The 17,524-nt window shown below is 58.9% G+C and carries 14 protein-coding genes and 1 pseudogene; 3 read left to right on the top strand and 12 right to left on the bottom strand.

Going from position 1 to position 17,524, the window contains the following annotated elements; genetic code table 11:
- Positions 1 to 6 precede the first annotated feature (6 nt).
- The 10 genes and pseudogenes from H556_RS0105445 to H556_RS0105400 all read right to left on the bottom strand — a co-directional run bounded on the left by H556_RS0105445 (position 7) and on the right by H556_RS0105400 (position 11,981).
- The gene (locus H556_RS0105445; RefSeq protein WP_245559420.1) at positions 7 to 633 is read right to left on the bottom strand and encodes a DUF2285 domain-containing protein; all 627 of its coding nucleotides are present in this window, start codon (positions 631 to 633) and stop codon (positions 7 to 9) included.
- Positions 572 to 787: a transcriptional regulator domain-containing protein gene (locus tag H556_RS16795; RefSeq protein WP_081650884.1), complete on the bottom strand. Its 216-nt coding sequence runs from the start codon at positions 785 to 787 to the stop codon at positions 572 to 574. The genes H556_RS0105445 and H556_RS16795 overlap by 62 nt, the downstream gene beginning before the upstream one ends.
- A 194-nt stretch (positions 788 to 981) precedes the next feature.
- A pseudogene (locus tag H556_RS0105440) lies at positions 982 to 1,344 on the bottom strand (antirestriction protein ArdA); the annotation flags it as partial.
- Between the two features lie 59 nt (positions 1,345 to 1,403).
- Positions 1,404 to 2,491 (bottom strand): IS3 family transposase gene (locus tag H556_RS0105435; protein WP_155802411.1). Its coding sequence is split into 2 segments (ribosomal slippage): positions 1,404 to 2,242 and positions 2,242 to 2,491, totalling 1,089 coding nucleotides; the frame shifts between segments, so codons are not numbered across the junction.
- 33 nt (positions 2,492 to 2,524) lie between these two features.
- Complete coding sequence (locus tag H556_RS0105425) at positions 2,525 to 2,710, bottom strand: antirestriction protein ArdA (protein WP_024353472.1); 186 nt, start codon at positions 2,708 to 2,710, stop codon at positions 2,525 to 2,527.
- A gap of 247 nt (positions 2,711 to 2,957) precedes the next feature.
- Positions 2,958 to 4,802 carry a UvrD-helicase domain-containing protein gene (locus H556_RS0105420; protein ID WP_081650883.1) on the bottom strand — a complete coding sequence of 615 codons (1,845 nt, stop codon included), beginning with the start codon at positions 4,800 to 4,802 and terminating at the stop codon, positions 2,958 to 2,960.
- A gap of 79 nt (positions 4,803 to 4,881) precedes the next feature.
- Positions 4,882 to 7,176 (bottom strand): ATP-dependent nuclease, encoded by a 2,295-nt coding sequence (locus tag H556_RS0105415; RefSeq protein ID WP_024353470.1) that lies wholly within the window; start codon positions 7,174 to 7,176, stop codon positions 4,882 to 4,884.
- 158 nt (positions 7,177 to 7,334) lie between these two features.
- Positions 7,335 to 9,926, bottom strand: a complete 2,592-nt coding sequence (locus H556_RS0105410) for a DEAD/DEAH box helicase (protein ID WP_024353469.1) — start codon at positions 9,924 to 9,926, stop codon at positions 7,335 to 7,337.
- 4 nt (positions 9,927 to 9,930) lie between these two features.
- Positions 9,931 to 11,661, bottom strand: a complete 1,731-nt coding sequence (locus H556_RS0105405) for a site-specific DNA-methyltransferase (RefSeq protein ID WP_024353468.1) — start codon at positions 11,659 to 11,661, stop codon at positions 9,931 to 9,933.
- Positions 11,658 to 11,981 (bottom strand): HigA family addiction module antitoxin, encoded by a 324-nt coding sequence (locus H556_RS0105400; protein WP_024353467.1) that lies wholly within the window; start codon positions 11,979 to 11,981, stop codon positions 11,658 to 11,660. The genes H556_RS0105405 and H556_RS0105400 overlap by 4 nt, the downstream gene beginning before the upstream one ends.
- 283 nt (positions 11,982 to 12,264) lie before the next feature.
- Between H556_RS0105400 and H556_RS0105395 the strand changes: the two genes are divergently transcribed.
- Together H556_RS0105395 and H556_RS0105390 are read left to right on the top strand one after the other, a co-directional pair.
- Positions 12,265 to 13,890, top strand: coding sequence for a hypothetical protein (locus H556_RS0105395; protein ID WP_155802410.1), 1,626 nt, complete (start codon positions 12,265 to 12,267; stop codon positions 13,888 to 13,890).
- 394 nt (positions 13,891 to 14,284) lie between these two features.
- A complete protein-coding gene (locus H556_RS0105390) occupies positions 14,285 to 14,680 on the top strand; it encodes an NADPH-dependent FMN reductase (RefSeq protein WP_245559418.1) in 396 nt (131 codons plus the stop codon).
- Between the two features lie 47 nt (positions 14,681 to 14,727).
- On the opposite strand, the gene H556_RS0105385 is transcribed toward H556_RS0105390, so the two are convergent.
- Positions 14,728 to 15,852 carry an alkene reductase gene (locus tag H556_RS0105385; RefSeq protein ID WP_029673232.1) on the bottom strand — a complete coding sequence of 375 codons (1,125 nt, stop codon included), beginning with the start codon at positions 15,850 to 15,852 and terminating at the stop codon, positions 14,728 to 14,730.
- 142 nt (positions 15,853 to 15,994) lie between these two features.
- Between H556_RS0105385 and H556_RS0105380 the strand changes: the two genes are divergently transcribed.
- Entirely contained in the window at positions 15,995 to 16,888 is an 894-nt protein-coding gene (locus H556_RS0105380; protein WP_024353464.1) for a LysR family transcriptional regulator, read from the top strand.
- A 95-nt stretch (positions 16,889 to 16,983) separates the two neighbouring features.
- On the opposite strand, the gene H556_RS16790 is transcribed toward H556_RS0105380, so the two are convergent.
- Positions 16,984 to 17,286 carry a recombinase family protein gene (locus H556_RS16790; protein ID WP_155802409.1) on the bottom strand — a complete coding sequence of 101 codons (303 nt, stop codon included), beginning with the start codon at positions 17,284 to 17,286 and terminating at the stop codon, positions 16,984 to 16,986.
- Positions 17,287 to 17,524: the final 238 nt, after the last annotated feature.

The raw sequence follows: 17,524 nt of genomic DNA, 5'->3' as shown, positions 1-17,524 counted from the left end.
CTGGCCTCACTTCGGAAGCTTGATTGGATAGTGGAGCAACAGGCGGTAGCCGCCGCGCATCATCCTGACGCCGTGGGCGACTAACCGGCGAGCCTTGTTTTTGCGCGGGTCACTCTCGAAATCCTCTTTGGTGCCGCGAAAGCCGAGCAAGACTTCGGCGATGGCGCGATAGCTCTCGCCATGCAGCCGGGCATCGAGCGCGCGTAGCGACAGTATATGCCATTGCCGGAGCTGGGCTGGGACCGCCCGGAAATCGGGACCGGGCGCACGGCCGTTAAGGGAACGCCAGAACCGGCGGACAGCGTGAGCACGAAGTTCCAGAAAGGAATCCATCGGCAGGGTCACGGCATAGAAGGCGGCCGCGTCCGGCATCGCCTCGGGTAGCCAGAACTGGTGCGCGACGCCATCCACATGCCATATGCCGTGCCAGCCGTCGGCAGCGCGGCGCAGGTCGAGGCCGTCGAGATGCGCCAACGTCATTGTCGGTTCGGTATCGTCGTCCTTGTGATCGACCGGCGACAACACCACGGCTTGCGGTTGAAGGCGCGGACTCCAGATCGGCGATTGCCTATCATGCGGCGCGTCCGGATCGCACGGGAAATCGCAACCCCCAGCGATGCGCGAACGCTTCAAGGGCGCGGGCAGCCGCCCTTCCGGTCGATGCGATGGTCTGGTAGTCCCGACGATATTCTTCGTTGCGGCGCAAATATTCCCAAGCGAAACCAGCGGCAGGGATGTGCTTTGTATGCCCGTATGCCGCCGGAGATCGCCAATCGATGCTGAGCATGGCGTCACCTCCCCAAGCCGGGATGCTGGGCAGCGCCCGGCAAAAAGAGGTTCAAGGATCACTGGAAATATAGAACCCGCTCAAAGCAGATACCTTGAGCGGCTAATCCGATAATTCTTTGGTGTTTTTAGCTTGGCGACAGCCGTAGCTTTCGAGATGCCTGCCTGTATGAGCACAGGCAGGCAGACATGATCTCATCTGCTTGAAAACACATGCACCTCGCCCTGCGCCGTCTCGATGGTGAATAGGTCGCCGCCGATCTGAGCGTCGCGCGCCATCGCCTGCCAATCGACATAGTAGCGTAGTGCCTCGGGAATCGTGACGCTCTCGGTGGTCAATTCCTCCATGTAGTCGGCGAGGCTGGCGAACTGACCATGATAGCAATCCTGCAAGGCGGTTTCGGCTTGGTCCATGTCGCCGCTGAACTGCTCCAACAGGCCCGCGCCTAGTGCGCCGTGTTCTGCGATGAAGGCGGCCATCCGCGCCACGCTGTCGATGCCCGCATATTTGGAGATGCTGACGCCCTCGAAGCCCTCATAGTCATGAATGGCGTATTCCTCCGCTTCCTCGACCGGAGGGTAATCCTCCCCGTTTTAACGGGGCGCGACCGTAGAACTCACGCGGCCATTTTCAGCTTCATGGCGGGTGTGACGCCGCCGATGCCCATGTTCGGGCGTTCGTTGTTGTAGGTCCATAGCCATTCGGTAGCGATCTGCTGCACCTCCTCGATGGTTTCAAAGATGTAGAGGTCGAGCCATTCGTGCCGGACCGTCCGGTTGTAGCGCTCGACATAGGCGTTCTGCTGCGGCTTTCCGGGCTGGATGTAGGTCAGGGCGATGCCCTGCTTCTCGGCCCAGATTGTCAGCGTGGCACTGACGTATTCCGGGCCGTTATCGACCCGGATCGCCAGCGGTTTGCCGCGCCATTCAATGATCTGGTTCAGGGCTCGGACGACCCGCTCGGCGGGCAGCGAAAAATCGACCTCGATACCCAGCCCCTCGCGGTTGAAGTCGTCCAGCACATTCAGCAGCCGGAACTGCCGCCCGTCGGCCAGCCGATCGGCCATGAAATCCATCGACCAGACCAGGTTCGGGGCTTCTGGAACTGCCAGTTCATCGGGCTTCTCCCGCTTCAGCCTGCGCCGCGGCTTGATCCGCAGGTTCAGCTCCAGCTCGCAGTAGATCCGGTGGACCCGCTTGTGGTTCCAGACATGTCCCTTGACGTTCCGCAGGTGCAGAAAACACAGGCCGAAACCCCAGGTCTTGTGGGCATTCGCCAGCCCGACCAGCAGATCGGCAATCATCTCGTTCTCGTCGTCACGCTTCGGACTATAGCGAAAGCAGGTCTCGCTGACGCCGAACGCCCGGCAGGCCAGCGCGATGCTGACCCCCTTCGTCGCCACCGCCTTCTCGGCCAGCTCCCGGCGCTGAGCTGGCCGCGTCACTTTTTTCCCAGAGCCTCTCGAAGCAGATCGGCCTGCATGCTGAGATCGGCGAACATGCGCTTCAGTCGCCTGTTCTCATCCTCGAGGGCCTTCATCTGGCTCATCATGGATGCATCCATGCCGCCAAACTTCGCGCGCCATTTGTAAAACGTCGCGCTGCTGATCCCATGCTCGCGGCAAAGCTCGGAAACGGGCAGCCCGCCCTCCGCCTGGCGCAGCACGCCCATGATCTGGGCTTCGGTGAAACGGCTCTTCTTCATCGGAATCTCCTCGTCCATCTTGCCGAGAAAATTCTACCTTCGCATCCCCTTAACCACGGGGAGGATTACCGGAGAACGGGCAAGCATCGCGGCAATCTCGACCCTGATCTGGTCCGCGTCCTGATCCGCGTCGATCCAAGCTCCATGCAGAAAACCGTTATTGTAAGCTGCAAGGCAGGCGACATAAATGCGGGGGCTGCTGTCGGATACGTTGGTCATATCTCTGATCCTCGGGTCTGAAGGTCAGCGAAGCGGAACGCCGCGCCTGACCTTCTGGCCGTCGCCGAGACCGGGTGTGCAAACGGAGTGAGACTTCGCGGGGAACCGGCTGCACGGAGCGCGGCACGCGCGTAGGAAGCTGGGCGGAAGCCTCTCGAAGTGCGCCGAGGGCGGAGCCCTAAGTTCTATGAAAGGGTATAATTCAGTATTACGCTCGCAGGCTCATCTGGCTTGGCTCTCGAGTCAGTCAAGCGAGCGCATCTTGCGAGAGAATATCCGCTTCTGGAAATAGTCCGAGCCCGCGAATATGCGCAATCGCCGCTGCGGGATCAGCGACGAAAAGGATAACGACCAAGTCTTGCCGCGCGCGTGTGCAGCAAACGTAGAAAAGTCTCCGCGTCCGCTCGACGCCTGTTTCGCCACCGTCCTGCAAAGTCTTTTTGTCTCGCGCAGAAAGCTCTTTCAATCCGAGGTATTTCTCGTAGGAGAATTGAAAGTGCGTGCCTTCCTCGTCATCGAGGACGACGAGCACACGATCGAACTCGGCCCCTTTCACGCCTTGCTGCGTGGAAAAAGGCGATTCGTCGTTAACGTAAGCCTGGTAGGGTCGAAGCTGCTTAGCCGGACAGTCTAGGAACGCGGCCATTGAATTGATCTCGTTTGAAAGGCCTTCCTCGCCTTCGTCTACGTTGTCATCGGCCTCGACTTCGGCCTCGTTCACAGCAACATCCTCAAGGTACGCGGACAGGCGCGGGTCGAACTCTACCAAGCGACTTTCCTTGGCAAGAGTCAGCACGTCACGAATGGTAGCCTGCGACTGAGGTCCCATCAGCTCACCGACCTGATTGCTCACCGCCTGAAGTTCATTGAGCCTCTCGGCGATGTTCACGCCTTGGAGGTTGGCCTTTTCTAGCAACGGTGAATGGAGCCGAAGCAGCCGCATCGTCTCGAAGTCTCGCCCGTCCCGAACAGCCTCCGCAAGCGGCAGTAGAAACGACACCAACGGGCGCAGCGGCCAGGCGGACGCGTCCAGAAAGCCATTCTTGAAGGCCTCAGGCGCCTTATCGTTGAGCGCCGCATACAGATCGCCGAACCCCAATCGCTTCGCTGCCATGCGATGCACGATCACCAACATTTTAACCGGGTCGTTCTCGTCGGTGGGCTGCCACAACTCGTCATCGTTTGCGTTCGCAATCCACGCCCGAACCTGCGCCACGCGTTCGTCGCGATGAGCATCTGTCGGCAAGACAAACAATCGCGCCGTTCCGATCACCGGCACTTCCTGATCACCGTTTTTTTTCTTTCGGCCACCAATCTGAACCAGATCGTCACCTTCACGCCGAATGGCGTTTGCGAGATTCAATATCGAGGTGGGCGAACGGAAATTTTCCGGCTTGGGGATCGCCCGCCAATCGTCGGGTTTGGGAACTGTGCCGATGCCGGTGGGATAGATGCGCTGCATCGGATCGCCGAAGAACCCGAGGCAGAAGCGGGCCCGCTCCTGCTGCTGGACCGCCATCAATGCTTCGACAATAATGGGAAAGGTATCTTGGCTCTCATCCACGAAAACAAACGGAAATTGTTGTGCGACGAGAGTTCGGAAAAGCGGCCGTTGAATCATCAACTGCGAAGCCATTTTGATAATGTCATCGTGGCCGAGGATACCTTTGGCGTAGTCAGTTCCTGTTCCATAAGTGAAGCTACGAACTTGAGTGATAGCCTCACGCTGCTGCTCGTAGCGCGTTATATCGTGGGCGTTCTTGTCTCGCGTTTTCTGCTGAACGCGTGGGCCAAAATTGGCGGCATCGTGCTGTAATTCTGTGATCCGCTCGTCGATCCTGTTTGCAACCCAAGCGGCGATATCTTGTTGGAAGCCGCGTGCGATCGACCAAAGAAAACTATGAATCGTGGAGACGTGGACGAGAGGATTGTTTCCCACGTCAGCCCAAATCTCTCCGGCGGCGATCTCTGTATAGGTTATGCAGGCCACGCGCTGCCTGCGTAGTCGCAAACGCTCGCCATGGATGGCAAGGATCGAGGCGAGCCCCTTGATCAGCGAAGTGGTTTTGCCCGACCCCGCGCCGGCGACCATGTTAAAACTGGTCGGCGGCTGAGATTCCAAGCACAGCCGAAGATCTACGTCGGCCTGTGTGTCAGGCTGTTGAGCGCGGCTACTCACCGACTACACCACCTTCCAGTTCGGCCTCAACTTCGAGATCGACCTGCGCCTTAAGCCAAACCAGACCGTCACGGATGTACGTCGGAACCTGCCACTCTTCCGGTCGGGCCGTAAGTACGCCAAGCGCGAACTTGGTCTTGTCGAATTTATCGCCGCTGACCCTCTTGTGAAGGCCGGCTGCCAACGCCGCCGGGTCCACTAGTGCACCACGGAGGCGTAGCCCCAATTTCCTCTGCTCCGCGCTCTGGCACCATTCGGCGTTTTCCAACCCAAACGCTTCTTCCAACGTCCGACCTGCCAGCTCTACGTTCTGACCATTCCATGCGACTGGAACGGGCGTCTGATATGCCACGCGGACACGGGGCGTCACATCCGCCGGCGTTTCCTTCTCTTGCTCCGGTGCTGCGAAAAGCTCGTCGATCGACAGCTTGGCCGGAAGCCATTTCACGAGAGTCTGGTTGGAGGTGACTGCCCCGGCTACACCGGGCAAGCACTTTTTTCCGTAACGACGGGCGGGGGCAGGATCGGCGGCATCGCCAGCTTGGGCGGCCGGAGCATCACCACCGAGTAGTTCATCGACATCGTTGGCAGCGGCCACCTCAAGGGCCTCGACTTCGATCTCCAGCTCGTCATCGTCGTCATCATCGCCGTCATGATCAGCAGGCAACAAGGTAACACTGTCTACGTCGGTGATGATCAGCGTGACGATCCCGAGGAATTCGATCAGCGATTTGAATTTATGGCCGAAGGCACCGCCCACCTCCAGAATGCAAATGCAGGAGGATCGCAGCGATGTCGCCGCCTTTGATATCATGATCGGGAGCAGCAATCGCTCGACATTGCCCTCCACGAGCACAGCGGCGTCAGAGAAGAACAAATCGCAGTGGGTGAGTTTGAGATACCTTTGCAGGAAATCGCGGTGTTCGGTTTCCTGCGCATAGAACGCGGAGAGGTTGAGCACTTCAGTGACTTGATCGTTTCCGACCAAATCGCGCCGGAAGTAGCGGATCGGCTGAAAGCCACGCTCGTACAGGATGTGCGGCGAGTGGGTCGTAATGACCGCTTGTGTGGCGAATGATCCTCCCGCCTCACCCGGAATGACGAGCAAGTCGAGTATGTTGCGAATGAAAACCTGCTGGAGCTGCGCGTGAAGGTGTGCTTCTGGCTCCTCGATGAATATGAGATGGAGAGGCGCACGCTTCTCCTCTTCGGCTTTCCAGCGCTCCTGAAGGTCGAGCACTTCGACCACCATATAGATCAGGTTTTTGAAGCCGAGGCCATTGTAGGTGTCGGGCAGCATGATCGTCTGCGCGGCTTCGCCCACGATGTAATGGACGCGCGCATCCTGCGTCATGATGGACGCGGGGTTCAGGGCCGACTTGATTTCGAGCCTTGGGTTATTGAGGCCGGGATAACCCAAACGCCCCAACCGTTCCAGTGTACCTTTAAAAACCTCCGCGAGATGCTTGTCGAGGCCCACCTCAGACTCGAATAGCGCTTTGAGCGCCTGATGATCGTCCTGACGTTGATCGAGATTGCGTTGATAGAAGCGACTCAGACGCTTCGACAAATCCTCCGAACGGCCGCTTCCGGAAGCAGTTGAAGGGTCCGCAAGGTGCCGCTGTGCATTGAGAAAATCTACCTTGATGAGCGATTTTAGTACAGCACTGCCGCCGGGCTCGTTCCCCAACGGCAGCGGCTGATACCCCTCCACCGCCTGAAACTTCGCATCAAATTGCCTGTGGTCGAGGACGTAATATCGCAGCTCATACTCGTGTCTCAGTTCTTTAAGCAGGTAAGCCGATAGCGATTTTGGCCAAGGCACATAATCGCCTGCGCCGCCGACCAGCGCCGCCGCTTTGGCCCGACCATCGTCGCGAGCGGTGCGATAACGCTGGATCAATTCCGTGATGTTTCTGGGCGCGAGTTCGACGCGGACGCCCACAAGCGTCCCGGCCCAAGCGGTCGAGGGCAGAATGGGGATGACAAGATAGAGGTCTTCGGCTCCCACCTCGAACCAAAGATCGAGCGAGACGGTCGGAAACTCAGCCTCGGCGATGTCGCCCTCTCGTTCGCCGATCTCATCAAGCAGCGGCCAAGCGTGCGAGCTGAAATCATACAGCGAGAAAGCGTCTTTGCCACCCGAGAGAAACATCTGCATAGCCTGCGTCGCGGAGGTTTTTCCGCTATTATTCGCCCCAACGAAAATGGAAATGTCGGACGCAAGCTCGATATGCACGTCCCGAAGCCGCCGGAAATTTCTCAGTCGATAGGAATGTAGGTGCATCGTGTTCCCCCACCACGAAGTCTAACGGATGATAACCCACGTCGGAATCTTAATTGCACGCCGTTGTGGCGGTGTATTGTAAGAATGCAGGGGATTGCTGCAAGCAGCGCGTATCCCTCGCGGCTCGGTAACTACACCATCTGACAAATTCTGTTCAGTCAGAGATACGCGGGCAGTTTCGCCTTCCATTCGCTCATCAGGATCAAGGTGCCTTCCACGGTCTCGCCGTTGTTGACCAGTTCCAGCTCGCCGACCGGAGTTGCCTCGTCCCATTCGAAATGGTCCGAGAGGAACGCCAGCGCCTCGCGCTTGTACGCCGTGTCGAGGTTGTCGAGCTGGTCGCCCTTGGTTTCCAGCACCGTGATCCGCTTCGCTTCGCCATCGCGCTGCACGGCGAAGATGAAATCCGGATAGATTTTGGCCTTCTTCCATCCCTGAATGCCGTACTGCGTCCGCGCGACATTGCGGTGCCACCAGGCCAGCGTCTTTTCGCCGTCGAGATAGACCGCCACATCCCGCTCGTCGCTGTTCAGCTCGTTCTCGTAGACCGGCGCGAAAAGACTCTTTTCGAGCGGGCCACCGGCGCGGTTAAGGAGTTGGCGGGCGTTCTCCGGTTCTGTCGTTTCGATGCCAAACGGCATCCGCCAGTTGCGACCATCGAGCCGCAACCGGAACTGGATGCGTTCCGCGGCGACCTCAGCCTTGAACAGCGCTTCGGCGCGCGCATTACGCGCAGCATCGAGGCCCTTGCGCAGCTCTTCCACGATCAGGCTGGCAAGCAGGCCGAGCTTCGCATCATCGAAGCCTCGCGCCCGCAGGGCCGTAATCATCGCGCCCACAATCTCACGGCCAACGAAGGGGTTCGGCACGATGTCGGAAATCATCCGGACGGCATGTGCCGGATCGAAGGCGAGGACTTCCGTATTGGCGGCTACGGTTTCGCCGACGAACAATTCGTCGCCGTCCTCAGAAAGCCTGATCCGCTGGATCTGACTTTCCGCCGCTTGTGCGTTTTCCGGCACCCGATCCGCGATGTCCCTCGGATCGAAACCCCGCCAGTCGAGCGCGGAGAGCACATCGGTCTCGTAGTCCAGCTCGCGTGCTCCTCCGCTTTCCACCACCATCACTTTGGGCAGGTAGATTTCCGTGGAAGCGAAAGCCGGGCGGCGCGTGATCGTGCGAGCAGCTTTGCCTGACCCGCTCTTGTCGTCCTGCGTCACGCGCAGGACCAGATCGCCAAGGCCGTCCTGTTCGAGGCCATCTTTAATGGCATCGACGACAGTGGCAGTACCCGCATGATGCGTGATAACGTGGCACTCGTCGAGCGCTTCAACGCCTGTCTTGAGCGCGCCTGGCTGCCGAAGAATACGGCCGACAAGCTGGGTCATGGCTTTTAGGTTGGCGCTGGCCGCAAGACTGCACAGCACATAGGCGAAGGGGCAATCCCAACCTTCTTGCAACGCCTGTTTCGTGATGATCGCCCGCACCCGGTTGGTGGGCGAGAGCAGGTCCTGATTTTCGGGATCGTTGAGGTCGTTTTGCTGGGCGGTTTTAATCGCGATTTCCGCCTGGTCGAAACCCGCCGTCAGGAGCCAGTCTTTTACATCTTCCGCATGGATATGGCCGCTTTCGCGCTGATCCGCGCCCGTGCGCTCGACCTGGATCAGCATGATCGGGCGAATATAGCGGCCCGTATCGGCCCGCAATTGCCGGGCTTCGGCATCGAGCGCGTTGAGCTTGGCAAGCGCCGCGTTCAGCGTCGCCTTCCAGTCATTGCCCTGCCGGGGATCGAGGTTGAGCGGCATCTTTATCATGCCCTCACGGTCCAGCTCGCGCCCCGTCACTTCCACCAGCACATTGGCATAGCGGCCTTCGCGCGGATTGCGGCCGCCACGCGGCTGCACATCCTGCGGCGTAGCGGTCAGCTCCAGCACGAAACAGGGGTTGAATCCGTAGAGCGTGCCGAAGGCGAGATCGGAAATGGCGCGGTGGCCCTCGTCCATCACGACCACGGGCCGGATGATCCGAAGGGCGTTCCCGAGGGAGTCCTTCACCATCGGGAACATGCCCGTATAGGCGGAGAGGTTCGGCGTGCGGTCGATGACGGCCTGATGCGCCTGTTGTTCGCCTTCGGGCGGGAAGAAGCCATGCACGTCGCCCCGGTCCTGAAACATTTTCAGGGAATCCTGCGTCTCGCGGTTCGCGGATTGCAGCATCAGCAGCATGATGCAGAGATTGCTTTCCACGTCCCGCGCATCGAGCCGGTCAGTTTTCTCCATGATCTTCACACGCCCCGCCGCCGCGCGGTCAAGCGCCTGGCGATAGGGGTGCTGGCGATCCTTCAGATGCTTGAGCGTCTGCGTATAAATCGCCTCGTTCGGCACGATCCACAGGACGAAGCCGGTGTTGCGGTCGAGATAGCGGCCCATCACCCGCGACACCGCAGAGACGGCGAGCCAAGTCTTGCCACCGCCGGTAGGCACTTTCAGCACGGCGTTGGGCACTGGCCGCTCGCAGCCGTCCATGCGCGGCGAGAACGGAATAGCCGCGCGCGAAGCGGGCAGCTTGTTCGCAGCCTTCATCGCTTCCCAAGCGTCCTTCGCAAAATCCGGAATGGCGAGGCCAAGGTCAGGGTCTTGTTCGGCGAGCGCTGCCACCTTGTCTGCGCGTGCTTTCTTCTCCTTCAAAAGGTCGAGATAGGCATCGAGCGTAGAGAGCACGCGGTCCTGATAATCGAGCTGGCGAAACATGGCGTCAGCTCCGGTCTATGCGGTAAAGCGCGAAGGGCAGCGGCACGAACTCCACAGGGATGTTCTGTTCCGCCAGCATCTTCTGGCTCACGAAGCGCGCCGGGGCGAAGACAAGGTGCCGCTTGTCCGGATCGGAGGCGGCGAATGCCTTGGCGCGCGCCAGCGTCAGGGCCGCTTCCGGCGATTTCAGCCAGTCGAGATCGGGCTTGTAGATCAGCCAGACATGCTGGCCTCCCATGGCACCGAGATAGAAATCATCCTCCCGCACGGCTGCGGGATCGAGCGCGCGATTGGTCGCCATGTGGAACAGTGCCGCGCCGAGACCGGCATAGGGCGGCAGGGTTTCACCGCTCAGCACCTTATCCAGCTCCACGGGATCGCCGAGAGTGCAATAGGTGAAGGTGCCGCCGAGGCCGGTTTTATACTCGTCGTCCTTTGAAGTCGGAACGCCCTGGATAAGGCGGCGAACACGCTCTGCCGTCAGTTCGTCGGCATAGTCTTCCATTTCGACAAGGATAAACTTCCGATTTCCGCCATCCCTCTCGTTCAGTTTCATGACCGCCTGCGCCGTCGTTCCGGAGCCAGCAAATGAGTCGAGAACGACAGCATCCGGGCCAGCGGTGTATGAAAGAAGCCACTCAATAAGCGTGTAGGTCTTTGGATTCTTGAAGGCTTGCTTCGACTCTGGGAAAATCTTTTTCAGCTCATTCGCGCCGCGCCGACCATCTATTTCAATGATCCCCGGCATCTTCTCCTTGTAGTCCTTCACGTAGGTCTTGAGGCGGATGAGCTGATCGGGATCGTCGCTGAAAATGATGCGGTCCTGCGCAAGCAACTCGTCGCGGGTGTCTTCAGGAAAGCGGTATCCCATGAGCGGTTGCGGCACCAGTTTCTGGGTCTTGGGATTCATTAAATCCCAGCGATAACCCTCACGGCCCGGGTTGTGGACGCTTCGCGAGGCAGTGAAAATCCCGCCCCGGTCGATCTGATTATACTCCTGCAAGGGGCCGAGTTGCGGCTTATGCAGTCTGAACCATTCCGTATATTGTGATGAAAGCTCATCATCGCTTAAGTTGGCGGCCAAAAGCTCCTGCTCCTTCGCAAGAAGGCAATCTTTCAGGTCCGACCACGGAGAACTCCAGATAGGTGCAACGCCATCCCGCTCCAAGCAAAAGACATGAACATACTCATGTTCAATTGCGATATTCGTTGGATTATTATCTGTCGCATTCTTCCAGATAATGGTGCCAAGATGAGGGTTGCTTTTCGGATTGTTATTGTCGCCAAATGTAGCGTGCAGAAGATGCTTGAACAGAGCGACCTCGTTATCGTCGATGCTCGCAAAAATGACTGCCCCCGGCTTCATGAGGTCGCGTAAGAGCTGAAGGCGCGGCCACATCATGCACGCCCACTTGTCATGCCGAAGCGTGTCATCGACGGTGATCGGATTGCTATCGAGCCATTCCTGAATCACCGGCGAATTGACTTTATCGTTATATGACCAATCGCTCTTGCCGGTATTGTAGGGCGGGTCGATATACACGCAATCTACCTTGCCCGCATAAAGCGGCAGGAGCGCCTTCAGCGCGTGCAGATTGTCGCCGTGAATGACGAGATTGCCGTCAAGCGCAATCGGGCCGATGCCCTTGCTTTCATCGGGCACAAGCGGACGGAAGGGCACCGCCAGATGGTGGTTATAGACAAACTCTTTGCCCTTGAAACTCAGCTCCGTCATGCTCGACCCTTCGTATTCATTCCCGTGTATCGCTCGACCTTGATCTCGGCTTCCCGCCTGCGGGCCTGCGCAATGTCGTAGCTGTTCTGCATGCGCATCAGCGTCTCCATCGAGACGCCGAACGCTTTTTCAATCCGGATCGCCATTTCTGGCGACAGGTGCGCACGCTCGTTCAGAAGCGCTGACAAGGCCGGCCGCGTAACGCCAAGCGCGTCTGCCGCATCCGTTACGGATAAGCCGAGCGGTTTCAAGACCTCTTGCTTCACGAAGCCACCCGGATGGGCGGGCGTCTTCAGCCGAAGGTCATCCTCATCGGTCATCGCGCGCTGCCCGTTGAATGTTCATCGATTCGGATGCAGCGTATCGGACATAACGTTTCCTGTAAAGTTACGCTTTACGGCGCATGGCAGTGCCAAGCACCTATTTTCGGGCGCGAAAGCAGGCCAAAAGCCTGCCTCCAAAAAACCATTGTGACAGAGACCAAAAAATCGGACCCGGAAACAGCCCTCTAAGCCATTGATTTAAAACAACCCTGAACACATCGTTGAAAAACGAGGCCGTGGAGGTAGTTGAATTAATAAATTAAGTAGTGTGACATGCCCTATGACCAGCGTTGCGCAGTACCTTTCCGAGCATGGTCCCTCACGTTCCTCACGGATCGTTGAGGCATTTGTCGCATCTGGTTTATCCGCAGAGGCAGCGCGTCAACGCGTATCGCGAGCCAAGCCGCCGGTCCGCAGCTTTCCTGTTCCGCTCCTGCCTAAACGCGAGGCGTTCCTCTATCTGGAGAAGGACCGTAACGGCGAACGGTTCTGGCAAAATTTCCTGCGCGATCTCCGCGAAACCAATTCGATTACGGCGGCGGCTATCGACGGCGTGATCGCTCGGGGCGGCATAATTCCTGTCGAGCAATTCGCGGTTGTAAGCGGTGCGACGGTCAGGCCTAAGACCGGGCAAGTCCCGGCTGATACGGTCGCCAGCCGTCTCATAAAGTCCGACTTCCTCAAGGAATTCCACGACCCGGAATATGGCCGCTGTTTCCACACGGCTCCGAGCTTGGCCATGGGCACACCCGCTGCCATGCGGGCGCGGGACATTACGGAACGTGTCTTGCTGGATGGCCTGCGCGAATGGTGCCGAAAAATTGGCCTCGCGAGTTACAACGCTATCCGCATCCGGGGCGACGAAGACTTGAAGCCGATCGGGCCTTTCGCATTCGATCTTGCCGGGCCGAGCTATCTCCTACCGTTGCAGGGATCGGCAAGCAAACCGGGTTTCGTTGTGGCGGACGTTTTCGCCGAAGGCATTTTGACCGTCCATGAGATTCAGTTCTTCATCCGCAAAGCTCGCGTTCTCAAAGCCAGCTTCAAGGATATCGGCATTCTGTCGATCATCGTCGCGGAAGGCTTCACGGGCGAAGCAATGACCGCAGGACATGCGGCGGGCGTTATGCTGGCAACCCCCAAAGACCTGTTCGGGAGGCGTGTCGGGGAGGCAATCGCCTCGCTCTGCGAAGTGCTCAAGAATGCCGCGAAATATGCGTCATCGAGCCCCGAACGCCTCACCATGCTGTTGAACAACCTGTTTGATATCGAAGGACGCAACAAGAACCTTCGGGGCATCCTGTTTGAGATGGTGGCGGGCTATCTTGCAAGGCGCACAGCCATGACGATGGATATGGGCGTCACCGCCAAAGACCCGAGCACCGGGAAGACAGCGGATATCGACGTTCAGACGATCACCAACCAGAACGCAATCGTCACGGCCATTGAATGCAAAGGTAAGGAGCCGGGCGGTGTGTTGAGTCTGGCAGAGGTGGAGGAATGGCTCGCGAAGATTCCCACATTCCGCGTTCATTACGCTCAGCACGGGTATTTACGCGAGGCAGAGCAGCGCTTCGAAATCTGGACGAGTGGCAGCATCGCACCTGATGCGTTGGCGAAACTGAAAGAGGAACAGGTCCGCCGCGTAAAGGCGAAGATCGACTGGAAGGACGGCGATGCGGTTCTGGCGCTGGCGAGGGCGGGCAAAGAGAAGGCCCTTGCCGACGCTCTCAACCAGCATTTCTTCCGTCACCCGCTTGCCGAAGTCGCCAAGCAATTCGAAGCCGACGAGGCCGCAGGAAAAGTGCAGTCATGGATGGCTCCTACGAAATCTAAACCGCCTGAGTTCAAAGGTCTGGCGATTGAAGTCGTCTCGTTGGATGACGAGTTGGACGCCGCCGAGTGACCTAGCGCCCAACATCCGAATTGCCGCCGATAGCCACATAAATTCCGCTGAAAACCGCTGGCTGACGCAAAATCATGGATGCCTGAACAAACTGCCGGCCCGAATCGAACGCGCTATTCGTTGCGCTGTAGAGAGCCGCCAGTGACAATGTCCCGGCGCTGTAGCGCCGGGTCCGTAGCAACACATGGTGAAAACGAGTAGACCGGAACCCATTGTGATACCAATGGTTTCCGGTCAATTCCCGAACCCTGATTTATAGGGCTACGGAGTAAACGTAGTTGTCATCTTCACCTGGCGCGGTGCGGCTACGCGGTTGTCCGATAAACTGCGAAATCCATCTCAACATCTCTACTAAGCCTCGCAAGCGGCCCCCGAGGTCATCAAACCGCCAGCCGTGCGCAACGGACGTCTGAGCGTCAAGACCATCGATGACGACCGTAGCCTGCTGCTGTTCACACCCGAGTACAACCACGGCATTCCCGGCGTGTTCAAGAACGCCATCGACTGGCTCAGTCGCCCGGCCTCGGACATCGACCGGGTGTTCGGCGGGCGGCCGGTCGCGATCTTGGGCGCTTCGCCGGGCCCCTTCGGCACGGTGATGAGTCAAGCCGCCTGGCTGCCGGTCCTGCACACCCTTGGGGCCGCGCCGTGGTTCGGGGCGCGACTGTTGATCCCGCACGCGGGCGCGGCCTTCGATGCAGAGGGGCAGTTAATCGACGAGAATGCGAGCCGTCGTTTAGGCATCTTCATCAGCGGCTTTGCTGAACACTGCCGGATGACGGTACGTTAGGGCGATCCGCTGGTCGGTTCCCCAACTGCATCGGGGCCTTGGATCGGTCAGCGAACGCGATGAGGCGGATAGTCGATATATCCCTCAGCCCCACCACCGTAAAAGGTCTCAGGCTGCGGGGTGGCTAGCGGCCAATCGTGACGCAACCTCTCGACGAGGTCTGGATTGGCGATGAAAGGGCGGCCGAACGCAATCAGGTCCACCGTCCCAGAAGCGACCAATGCCTTGGCGCGCACTGGCGACATATTCCCTGCCACAATCAGAGCAGAGGCGGGTAGATCTGAACGGAACTGGAGCAACAGGGGGTCAATGCGGGAAGCCAGTGGCGAGGGCTCGCCTTCACCCGCGCTGACCTCCGTATGGTCCATGATATGGACGTAGGCGACGCCGCGTTGGCCAAGGGCGCGGACGAAGGCCGTGTAAGTTTGCTCCAGGCCGTCGAAGAGCGGCATGTCGAAGATCTGCGAATAGGGAGAGACACGGATCGCCGTGCGGTGCTTACCGATCCGGGCGATCACAGCGTCAACGACTTCGAGCGGAAATCGCAGGCGATTCTCCAGCGAGCCGCCGTACTGGTCCGACCGGTCATTTACGACTGGGTTCAGGAACTGTTCCAGCAGGTAGCTGTTGGCGCCGTGAATCTCGACGCCATCGAAGCCCGCCTCGACGGCGCGCGCTGCCGCAGAGGCGAAGTCCTCAACGACGCGTTGAATCTCGGCGGTCTCGAGGGCGCGCGGCTGCGAAGCCTGGACCATGCCAGCCTCGCCCTTGTCATTGTACGCGAATACAAGAGCGCCGATGGCTGCCTTGGCGGATGGGCCTACCGGGCTGGTGTTGTCGGGATGAACGCTGGTATGTGATACGCGGCCCACATGCCATAGCTGGGCGAATATAGCGCCCCCGGCCGCATGCACTGACTTCGTCACGAGGCGCCAACCGGCCGACTGTTCTGGCGTGTAGAGGCCTGGATTGAACAGGTAGCCTTGGCCCTCCCGGGAAATTGGCGCGCCCTCGCTGATGATCAGACCCGCCGTGGCTCGCTGGGCATAGTAAAGAGCGTTGCGCTCCGTCGGAATGTTTTCCGGGGAGCGAGAACGTGTCAGGGGCGCCATAGCTATTCGATTTCGAAGAGGCAGTCCGGACAGGTTGAAGGGCGAGAACAGGTCGATCATGGTTGGCTCCTGGCAGCATAGCGCCGCTGTTGAGCTAAAACTTGGGTGTCTATAGGGGGCGACTGAAGAGCTTGGATCTGACATCATTATGCAGACCTATGGACAATCTGCGCGGCGCAGATTGTCTCTGCTGGAGCCTAGGATGAACCATCTCCTCGCCATAAGGGCGTTCGTTCGAGTAGCTGAATCTGGGTCATTCACGCGTGCGGCTGACCACCTGGGGATGCCTAGATCGACTGTTAGCAAGCTGGTTGCAGACTTGGAGCAGCATCTTGGCGTCAAGCTCATGCAGAGGACGACGCGCAAGGCTGTCGTGACGCCGGAAGGGGCGGACTACTACGCCAGCGTCATGCCTATCGTGCTAGATCTGGATGAGACGGAAGAGCGCGTGCGTGGCAGACGTCTCACTCCCCGTGGCCGATTACGCGTCGACGTCCCGTCGTCGTTCGCAAAACATTTTCTCATTGATCGGTTGCCGGATTTCCGTCGCCGCTATCCTGAGCTCCAGCTCGAACTCGGGATGTCGGATCGAACGATCGATATCGTGGGAGAAGGGGTCGACTGTGCGATCCGGGTTGGCGAGCTCCGTGATACGAGCTTGATCGCCCGCCGACTTTTTACTGCCACGACAGCGCTTGCGGCCTCCCCGAGCTATCTTGCACATAAAGGCTGCCCTCTAACCGCGGAAGATCTCCGGCAAGGCCACGACCTTGTGGGCTATTTCTTCGCGGCAACCTCCCGAACTGTGCCGATCCAACTCGAGAAGGACGGCGTTAAGACGCAACTGGCCCAGTTTGCGATCCTGGCTAATGAAAGCAGCGGCCATATCGATATGATGGCTGCGGGATTGGGCATTGGGCAGAGCATCCTCCCCATGATGCAGCCCTTTATCAATGACGGACGCCTGGTCACCCTTCTGGATGACTGGTTGCAACCGTCGATGGACTACCACCTGATTTATCCGGCCAATCGTCACCAAAACGGACGTCTACGAGCGTTCGTGGATTGGATCGTGGCAGCCGCAGTTGTTAACTGACCCGACGTTCCGCCACGACGAGTGACGGAAATTAGACCGTCAGATTGGTCTGTAAGGTGAAGCGGGACCCAGTCGAGAAGGTCGCGCATCGCTATTTACTGAAAGCCCCGCTGTGGCGCGCCCTGACGTGATCCCCCGAAACTTCTCCAGGAATAGCTAGAGTCCGTCCCTCGAAAGGACGGACAGAATGAAGCGATCACGTCACCTGGAGTGCCGCTAAGCACGTCTGCGAGCATGGTCTTGAGGCTTGATCGCTGGTCGATAAGCAGACCCCTCATACCCTCGTCAGCAGAGGTGCTGACGACCTGATATCCGCGCGAACTCGCATACGAAGCGATGGCAGATTTCTGCTGCTGGATCGAGTTCGCATCAAGCGCTCCTTGGAGAGTCCGCCCCATCCGATCTGCGAGCGGCGGGCTAGGCTATGGTGGGGTGCCTGTCCGGCTCGCCCCTTTCGGCGCCGGTCTCGTTCCCCGCAGCATCCCGATGATCTGCTCTTCTGTAAGTCTCGCACGCATCATTCCGACCGTTCTTTCAGGGGCTGGACTCTGGCTCCGCGTGGGGCGTCGTCGCTCGTTGTCGTTCCACGAATGAGAACGGACTGTCCCACAAGTGGTGACTACAGAAGCCACAAGT

The organism is Brevundimonas naejangsanensis DSM 23858 (assembly GCF_000421705.1).
Classification (GTDB): domain Bacteria; phylum Pseudomonadota; class Alphaproteobacteria; order Caulobacterales; family Caulobacteraceae; genus Brevundimonas; species Brevundimonas naejangsanensis.
The sequence above is the reverse complement of the archived record's forward strand: the minus strand, read 5'-3'. Positions and strand labels throughout refer to the sequence as shown.